General features: G+C 72.6%; 8 protein-coding genes. 5 read left to right on the top strand and 3 right to left on the bottom strand.

Annotation, left to right across the window (positions count from 1 at the left end; all coding sequences use genetic code 11):
• Positions 1 to 374: 374 nt before the first annotated feature.
• The 3 genes from ACFYZL_RS34585 to ACFYZL_RS34575 form a co-directional block, all read right to left on the bottom strand.
• Positions 375 to 695 (bottom strand): hypothetical protein, encoded by a 321-nt coding sequence (locus tag ACFYZL_RS34585; protein WP_384744475.1) that lies wholly within the window; start codon positions 693 to 695, stop codon positions 375 to 377.
• Between the two features lie 115 nt (positions 696 to 810).
• Complete coding sequence (locus ACFYZL_RS34580; RefSeq protein ID WP_388684498.1) at positions 811 to 1371, bottom strand: YbaK/EbsC family protein; 561 nt, start codon at positions 1369 to 1371, stop codon at positions 811 to 813.
• A 21-nt stretch (positions 1372 to 1392) separates the two neighbouring features.
• A complete protein-coding gene (locus ACFYZL_RS34575; RefSeq protein WP_388684496.1) occupies positions 1393 to 2280 on the bottom strand; it encodes a ScbA/BarX family gamma-butyrolactone biosynthesis protein in 888 nt (295 codons plus the stop codon).
• 164 nt (positions 2281 to 2444) lie between these two features.
• On the opposite strand from ACFYZL_RS34575, the gene ACFYZL_RS34570 reads away from it, so the two are divergent.
• From ACFYZL_RS34570 to ACFYZL_RS34550, 5 genes are all read left to right on the top strand, one after another.
• Positions 2445 to 3089 (top strand): ScbR family autoregulator-binding transcription factor, encoded by a 645-nt coding sequence (locus ACFYZL_RS34570; protein WP_384578444.1) that lies wholly within the window; start codon positions 2445 to 2447, stop codon positions 3087 to 3089.
• Positions 3089 to 3958: an NAD(P)H-binding protein gene (locus ACFYZL_RS34565; RefSeq protein WP_388684494.1), complete on the top strand. Its 870-nt coding sequence runs from the start codon at positions 3089 to 3091 to the stop codon at positions 3956 to 3958. Before ACFYZL_RS34570 ends, ACFYZL_RS34565 begins: the two co-directional genes overlap by 1 nt.
• A gap of 161 nt (positions 3959 to 4119) precedes the next feature.
• Complete coding sequence (locus ACFYZL_RS34560) at positions 4120 to 4854, top strand: SDR family NAD(P)-dependent oxidoreductase (RefSeq protein ID WP_384744568.1); 735 nt, start codon at positions 4120 to 4122, stop codon at positions 4852 to 4854.
• Between the two features lie 191 nt (positions 4855 to 5045).
• Positions 5046 to 5744: a sigma-70 family RNA polymerase sigma factor gene (locus ACFYZL_RS34555; RefSeq protein WP_384744481.1), complete on the top strand. Its 699-nt coding sequence runs from the start codon at positions 5046 to 5048 to the stop codon at positions 5742 to 5744.
• Positions 5745 to 5750: 6 nt separating this feature from the next.
• Positions 5751 to 6962, top strand: a complete 1212-nt coding sequence (locus tag ACFYZL_RS34550) for an MFS transporter (RefSeq protein WP_384744483.1) — start codon at positions 5751 to 5753, stop codon at positions 6960 to 6962.
• The last annotated feature ends 82 nt before the right edge of the window (positions 6963 to 7044 follow it).

The following is a 7044-nucleotide window of genomic DNA, read 5'->3' as shown; positions in this document are numbered from 1 at the left end:
TCCACAACTCCCTCCTCAACACCGAGGGCCCCGGCGCCGAACTCACCATCCACGCCACCACCGGCTACGGCGACATCACCGCCCGCAGCAACTGAAGAACGGGGCCGCGGACCGCCTCAAGCGTCGTGATCGTCCCGGCGGTGCAGGCGCCGGTCGAGGTCGTCGGCCCAGCGCCGGGCCCAGGTGCGCAGCGCGGCCGTCTCCTCCTCGGTGAGACCGTAGGCGGCGAACTCGTCGTCGTCCGCCCAGTCCGCCCCGGCGAGCCGGTCGGTGGCGACGTCGAGGTCCTGGCGCAGGCGCTCGACGAGGCCGTGCGCCTGGACGGCGTACCCGCCGCACGGCGGCGAGCAGCCGCCGGTGCAGGTCGCCTAGTCTCACGCGGCGGCGGATCCCGTCGGTGCGAGCTCGGGGAACGCGTCTTCCCAGACCTCCCGCAGGTGCCTGCTGACCAGGGTGCGCAGCACGGGCCACTGGGCCAGTGGGAGCTCACGGTTCGGCAAGGACACGAGGTCCTCGTGCTGCCCCTCGGCCAGGACGGTGCGGTACAGACCCATGCGCAGGCGCGGCCGGTCCAGGTCGTAGGCGCGCAGTCCGGACCAGGCGACGTGCAGGGGCAGCTCGACCACCCCGTGCCGGGGACCTGCGAGCTTCTCCAGTGAGGCGGGCAGCCTGCCTGAGTACCGGGCGTGGAGCACCTAGGCCGCCGAAGGTGCCGCGCTGTCCGAGGGGGGCGTGACCATGAACCCGATTATCCAGTGTCCCGCCCGTCCCCGGTCCCGCAGACGAGCGACGAGGCAGCGGGCGTCGCCCTCAGCCGCCGAAGGTGAGGCCCTCCAGTACTTCCGCCCCGGGGAGCTCGGCGAAGAGCCTGCCCGGGGCGATGAGCTTGCCGCGTCGGCTGCCGCTGCCGATCAGTACGTACGGCATGTCGACGACGGCCCGGTCCACCAGCAGCGGCCAGTCGGCCGGCAGGCCGATCGGGGTGATGCCGCCGTATTCCATGCCGGTGAGCTCCACGGCCGTGTCCATCGGCGCGAAGGACACCTTGCGCGCGCCGAGCCGCCTGCGCACCGCGCCGTTGACGTCGGCGCGGGCCCCCGAGGGGACCAGGCAGGCGGCGAGCGTGGTTTCGCCGCCCCGTTTCGCGGCGACGACCACGCAGTTCGCCGACCGGCCGAGGAGATCCTGCCCGTAGTGCTCGACGAACGCGGCCGTGTCGGCGATGGCCGGGTCGCTGTCCACGTAGACGATCTGTTCCGCGGGGACGCCGCCGCTCCAGGAACGGATCGCGTCGGCCACCGGCCGGGTGAGTTCGTCGAGGCATTCGGGGGCGGGGCGGACCTGCTCGAAAGGCCCGATGGGAGCGCGCATGCGGGCCATTCTCCACCCGGGTCAGTGCCCCATGTGCGGCGCCGAGGTGACGATGCCGGAGGCGACCACCTCGCCGTTCTGGACCGCGCTGAGCCGTGCGTCGTACCGGGTGACGGGCTCGGCCGTGATCCAACAGGGCTGGTCCAGTTCGACGTACCGGTGGAAGGTCGTGTCGAAGTTCATGGGGCTGATGCGGCGCGGTGCGGCCACCGCCTGGGCGGCCTGGGCGAAGGCCTCCAGCAGCACCATGCCGGGGATGTGGTCGTGCGGGTGGTCGAACAGCACGGTGTTCGAGGTGTCCACCCGCAGCTGCCAGTGCCCGGGCCGGTCGGTGGCGGACAGGGTGACGTCCTGTGCGCGGGTGCGGCCGACCAGTTCCGGGGAGACGGCCGGGCCCGGCGGCAGTGCCCGTGCGAAGGCGGCCTTGGCGTCGGCGTAGGTGCCGCGCAGCCGGTCGTAGATGGGGCCGGGGTGGGCGACGTAGCGGACCTCGGCGGAACCCGCGTGCCGGCCGTCGCGCGTGGCCTCCACCCGCGCGGTCAGGAAGGTCGTCCCCATCCGACGACGAGTGATCTCGCTGTGTGTAATGCGCATGTCAAGTAAGGCATCTTCTCCGGTGGTCCGGAGCGCCGCCGGTGTCACGGGCGATCTGAAGCGCTCCCACCCCAGCCGGTGGTCCAGCGGTATCCCGAACGCGGTGTGCGACAGCAGCGCGAGGCCCTGACGGAGGCTCTCGGTGAACAGCAAAGAGGTGTAGGAGCCGGGCTCGGGGCGGTAGAAGGCGTGCTCGGCGGGCCAGTTCACCGTGACGACGTGCTCGGAGGCGCTCACTTCACGCCAATCCTTGACGAGGACTTCCGACGGATCCTCCTTGCGTACGAGACGCTTGAGGCCGGTGTCACGAGGCATGGTGCGGTCTGCTTCCGAGATCCGGTGAGCAGCAGTAGTCATCGATTTTCCCCCCCTGGGAACAGCGGTGTTGACCACGCCGGGCGCAGGTCTGCGACCCGAGGTACCCTGCGCAGTAAAATAGAGAGTATTCTTTTTTTTGTCGAGGTCCGGAGGAGACGCGGATGCCCGAACTGACCGGTAGGCGAGATGTGAAGCAGGAGCGGGCGCTGCGTACGCGCGCGGCCCTCGTACGCGCGGCGGCCGAGGTGTTCGCCGAGTCGGGGTTCGCCGGCGCGAGCGTCGCGAAGATCACCGAGCGGGCCGGGCTGACCCTCGGCGCCATGTACTTCCACTTCAAGAACAAGGAAGCGCTCGCCCGCGAGATCGTCCGCTCCCAACCCGGCTTGGTGTCCCCGCCGGTCGAGGCGCAGGGGCTGCAGCACGGCATCGACATCACCCTCACCTGGGCGTACCAGATGCTCGACAACCCGCTGCTGCTCGCGGGCGCGCGCCTGGTGACCGACCAGGAACTGTTCGTCTCCTCCGAGGAGAACTCGCACACCCAATGGGCCGAACTGCTGGCGGACGTCTTCGCCGACGCCGTGCAGCGCCGCGAGCTGCGCGCCGGGGTCGACGTGGGCGCCCTGTCGCGGCTGGTCGTCAACGCGTGCACCGGCGCCCAGATGCACGCCCAGATGGAGACCGGGCGCGCGGACCTGCCGGACCGCGTCGAGGAGATGTGGCGCTGCCTGCTCCCCGCGATCGCCACGCCGAGCGCCGTGGCGCGCATCGAGTTCGGGCCCTCCAGGGGGAGGGTCGCGGCCTGATGCCGGGAACGACCGCGGCGCCGCGGATCGTCGTGACCGGCGCGACCGGCGCCGTGGGCCGGCACGTGGCCCGGCTGCTCCCCGCCGACGCCGACGTACGCCTCTTCGTCCGGGACGTCGCCAAGGCCCGCCGGATGGGGCTGCCCGGAGAGCTCGTCCAGGGCGACCACCAGGACCGGCCCGGTCTGGACCGGGCCCTGCGGGGTGCCGACGCCGTCTTCGTGGTGACGGCGAACCCGCTGCGCCCCGCCGACGACGAGAACGTCCTGGCCGCCGCGCGGGCCGGCGGCGTACGGCGCGCGGTCAAGCTCTCCTGGCTCGGCGTCGCCGACCCGGCCGCGGACGGCCTGATCGCCCGCTGGAACCGGGACGCCGAAGCGCTCCTGCGGGCATCGGGGCTGGAGTGGACCGTCCTGCGCATGCGCACCCCGATGTCCAACGCCCTGGCCTGGGCCCCGTCGATCCGGGGCGAAGGCGTGGTCAGGGCGCTCGGCGGCGCCGCCCGGTCGGCCTGCGTGGACCCCCGGGACGTCGCCGCCGTGGCGGTCGAGGCGCTGACCCGCCCCGGCCACGCGGGGCGTACGTACGCCCTCACCGGCCCCGCACCCATCAGCGTGCGGGAGCAGGTACGGGAGCTGTCCCGGGTGCTGCGGCGCCCGATCGCCTTCGAGGAACTGACCGCGGACCAGGCCCTCGCCCGATGGCGCGAACGCCTTCCGGAGCCGATCGCCCGAGCCCTGCTCGAAGTGGCCGAGCGGCGCTCCACCGGCGCGTCGGAGCACGGCGAAGGCGACGTGGAGGCCGTCACCGGACGGCCTCCGGCTGCCTTCGCCGCCTGGGCGGCAGACCACGGGCCGCACTTCGGCTGACATGACCCTCCCGGGGCCGGCCGCACGCTGCCGCCAACTGCCGCGCACGCCAAGCCTGTTCGACCGAACGACCGACCAATCGACCGATCGAGGTACAGCACACCATGCGTCCTGGGGACTCCGCACGGCAGGGGCAGTCGATGCTCCGGAACAAGACGATCATGATCACCGGCGCCTCCAGCGGGATCGGAGCCGCGGCCGCACGTCTCTTCAGTGCCGAGGGCGCGGCGGTCTCCCTGATGGCGCGCCGGGAGGACCGCCTGCGCCACGTGGCCGAGGAGATAGCGGCGGCGGGCGGGCGGGCCGTCACCGTCGCCGGGGACGTGACCTCGCCGGCCGACGTCCGGCGGGCGGTGACCGCGACGGTCGAGGCCTTCGGCGCGCTGGACGGGGCCTTCAACAACGCGGGCTGGGGCGCCCGCGGGACGGACCTCCACGAGACCGACGACGCGCTCTACGACCGGATCATGGACGTCAACGTGCGCGGGGTCTGGAACTGCCTGCGCGAGCAGATCCCCGTGATGCTGGAGCTCGGCAACGGCGGCTCCATCGTCAACACCTCCAGTACGGCGGGGCTGTTCGCGACGGGCGCGCTGGCCCCGTACGTCGCGGCCAAGCACGCCGTCCTCGGCCTGACCCGGTCCGCCGCCGCCGAATACGGCGGCCGCGGCATCCGCGTGAACGCCCTGGTGGTCGGCACCGTCCGCACCGAACTGATGGAGGAGGCGCTGCGGGGCAGGCCGGACGCGGAGAAGTCCGCCGGCTCCCGGGGCATCCAGCGCCGGATGGGGGAGCCCGAGGAGATCGCGCAGGCCGCCGCGTGGCTGTGCAGCGACCGGGCCTCCTTCGTCACCGGCGGCGCGGTCCCGGTCGACGGGGGCTGCACCGCCATCTGACCTCCCGGGCCCCGCGGCGGACGTGCGGACGCCTTCGTACGGCCGCCGCCGGCCCCGAGTTGCCAAGACCGTGGCGGATCTTCCACGAGAAAAAGAAAACCGAGCGCTCTATATGTAATCTCGCTCCCATGTCGACCCGATCCGACCGTGCACCCGTGCTGCGGCGGGCGTACAGGAGCGCAAGAACACCCATGACGGACACGACCACGGTCCTCGCCACTGAGACGGACGAGCAACGCTCGACTCGCTTCGAGCGGGACGCCGTCGGCTACAGAACACTGCTGTACGCGCACGCCGTGCGGCTGACCCGCAACCCCGCGGACGCGGAGGACCTGGTCCAGGAGACGTACACGAGGGCGTACCGCAGCTTCCACCAGTTCCGTCCCGGCACCAACCTGCGGGCCTGGCTGCTGCGGATCCTCACCAACGCCTTCCTCACGGACTACCGCAAACAGCAGGTGGAACCGCGGTTCGCGCACGCCGCGGACATCGAGGACTGGCAGCTCGCCAGCGCCGCCTCCCACACCTCCGGGGGGCTCCCGTCGGCGGAGTCCCAGGTCATGGACCGGATCCCCGACCCGGTGATCAGCGAGGCACTGCGGGCGATCCCGGGCGACTTCCGGACCGTCGTCTACCTCGCCGACGTCGAGGGCCTGCCGTACGAGGAGATCGCCGCCCTCGTCGGCATCCCGAACGGCACCGTCAACTCCCGCCTGCACCGCGGGCGCAGGCGACTGCGGACCCTCCTGGACGGGCACCTGGGGTACCGGGCCGGCGGGGGGAAGGCCCCGGGCGGCGTCCCGGTTCAGCCACAGGTACGCACGTCCCGTGCGCGCACCCCCGGGGGGCCGACAGCCGACGAACCCCCTTATCGCGAAGGTTTGAGCTGATACACCATGACGACACAATCGCCCGCCCCCGCACGGCCCGAGGCGCCCGAGCAGAAGCTGCCGTTACTCGCGCTGCTCGCCCTGGCCACGGCGGTCTTCATCACCTGCCTCACGGAGACGCTGCCGGCGGGCCTGCTGCCCGCGATGAGCGCCGACCTCGGCGTCAGTGAGTCCGCCACCGGCCAGACGGTGACCATCTACGCGATCGGCACCGCCCTCACGGCGATACCCCTGACGGCGGCCACCGCGGCCTGGCGCCGCAAGCGGCTGCTGCTGACCGCGATGGCGGGGTTCGCCGTCGCCAACACCGTCACCGCCTTCTCCACCTCCTACTCCCTGACGATGGCGGCCCGTTTCGTCGCCGGAGTCGCCGCGGGCCTGGCCTGGGCGCTGCTCGCCGGGTACGCCCGCCGGATGGCGCCGGAGCACCTCCAGGGCCGGGCCATCGCGATCTCCATGGCCGGCATCCCGGTCGCGCTGTCCCTCGGCGTCCCCGCGGGGACCTTCCTCGGCAAGGCCGCCGGCTGGCAGGTCGCGTTCACGGCCATGACCGTGCTCACCGTCGCCCTGCTCGGCTGGATCGCCGCGGTGGTGCCGGACTACCCGGGACAGCGCCAGAGCGAGGCCCCTCCGATGCTGCGGGCCCTGCGCGTGCCCGGCGTGACCCCGGTGCTGTTCGTGACCCTCGTCCTGGTCCTGGCCCACACCATCCTCTACACCTTCATCGCCACCTTCCTCGACGAGCTGGGCATGGGCGGCTCGACCGACCTGGTCCTGCTGGTCTTCGGCGCCGCGTCGCTGCTGAGCATCTGGATCGTGGGCGCCCAGATCCACCGCCGGCTGCGCACCCTCATGATCGCGAGCACGCTGCTGATCGCCGTGGCGGCAGCCGCCCTGGCCCTGCTGTCGGACAGTCACGTCCTGGTCTACGCCGCGGTGGCGCTGTGGGGCCTGGGCTGGGGCGGCGCCCCGACGCTGCTGCAGACGGCCGCGGGCGAGGCGGGCGGTGACTCCGCCGACGCGGCCCAGGCCATGCTCGTCACCTCGTGGAACGGAGCCATGGCCGCCGGCGGGGTCGTCGGCGGCGTGCTCCTCGACCTCCTCGGTGCCCACGCGTTCCCCTGGAGCGTGCTGGTCTTCCTGGCACCGGTCCTCGCCGTGGTGATCGCCGCGCGCACCCACGGCTTCCCGGCCCGGCGCTCGGGGACGTCCGCGTAACCCACGAGTCGCGGATCCGCACCGGAGCGGCGCTCCGGTGCGGATCCCGGCGTACGGAAAAGGCCGGTCCGCCCGCGAGAGG

This window comes from Streptomyces sp. NPDC001717 (assembly GCF_042892775.1).
Classification (GTDB): Bacteria; Actinomycetota; Actinomycetes; order Streptomycetales; family Streptomycetaceae; genus Streptomyces.
Note: the sequence above shows the minus strand (reverse complement) of the source record. Positions and strands in the feature narration are given on the sequence as shown.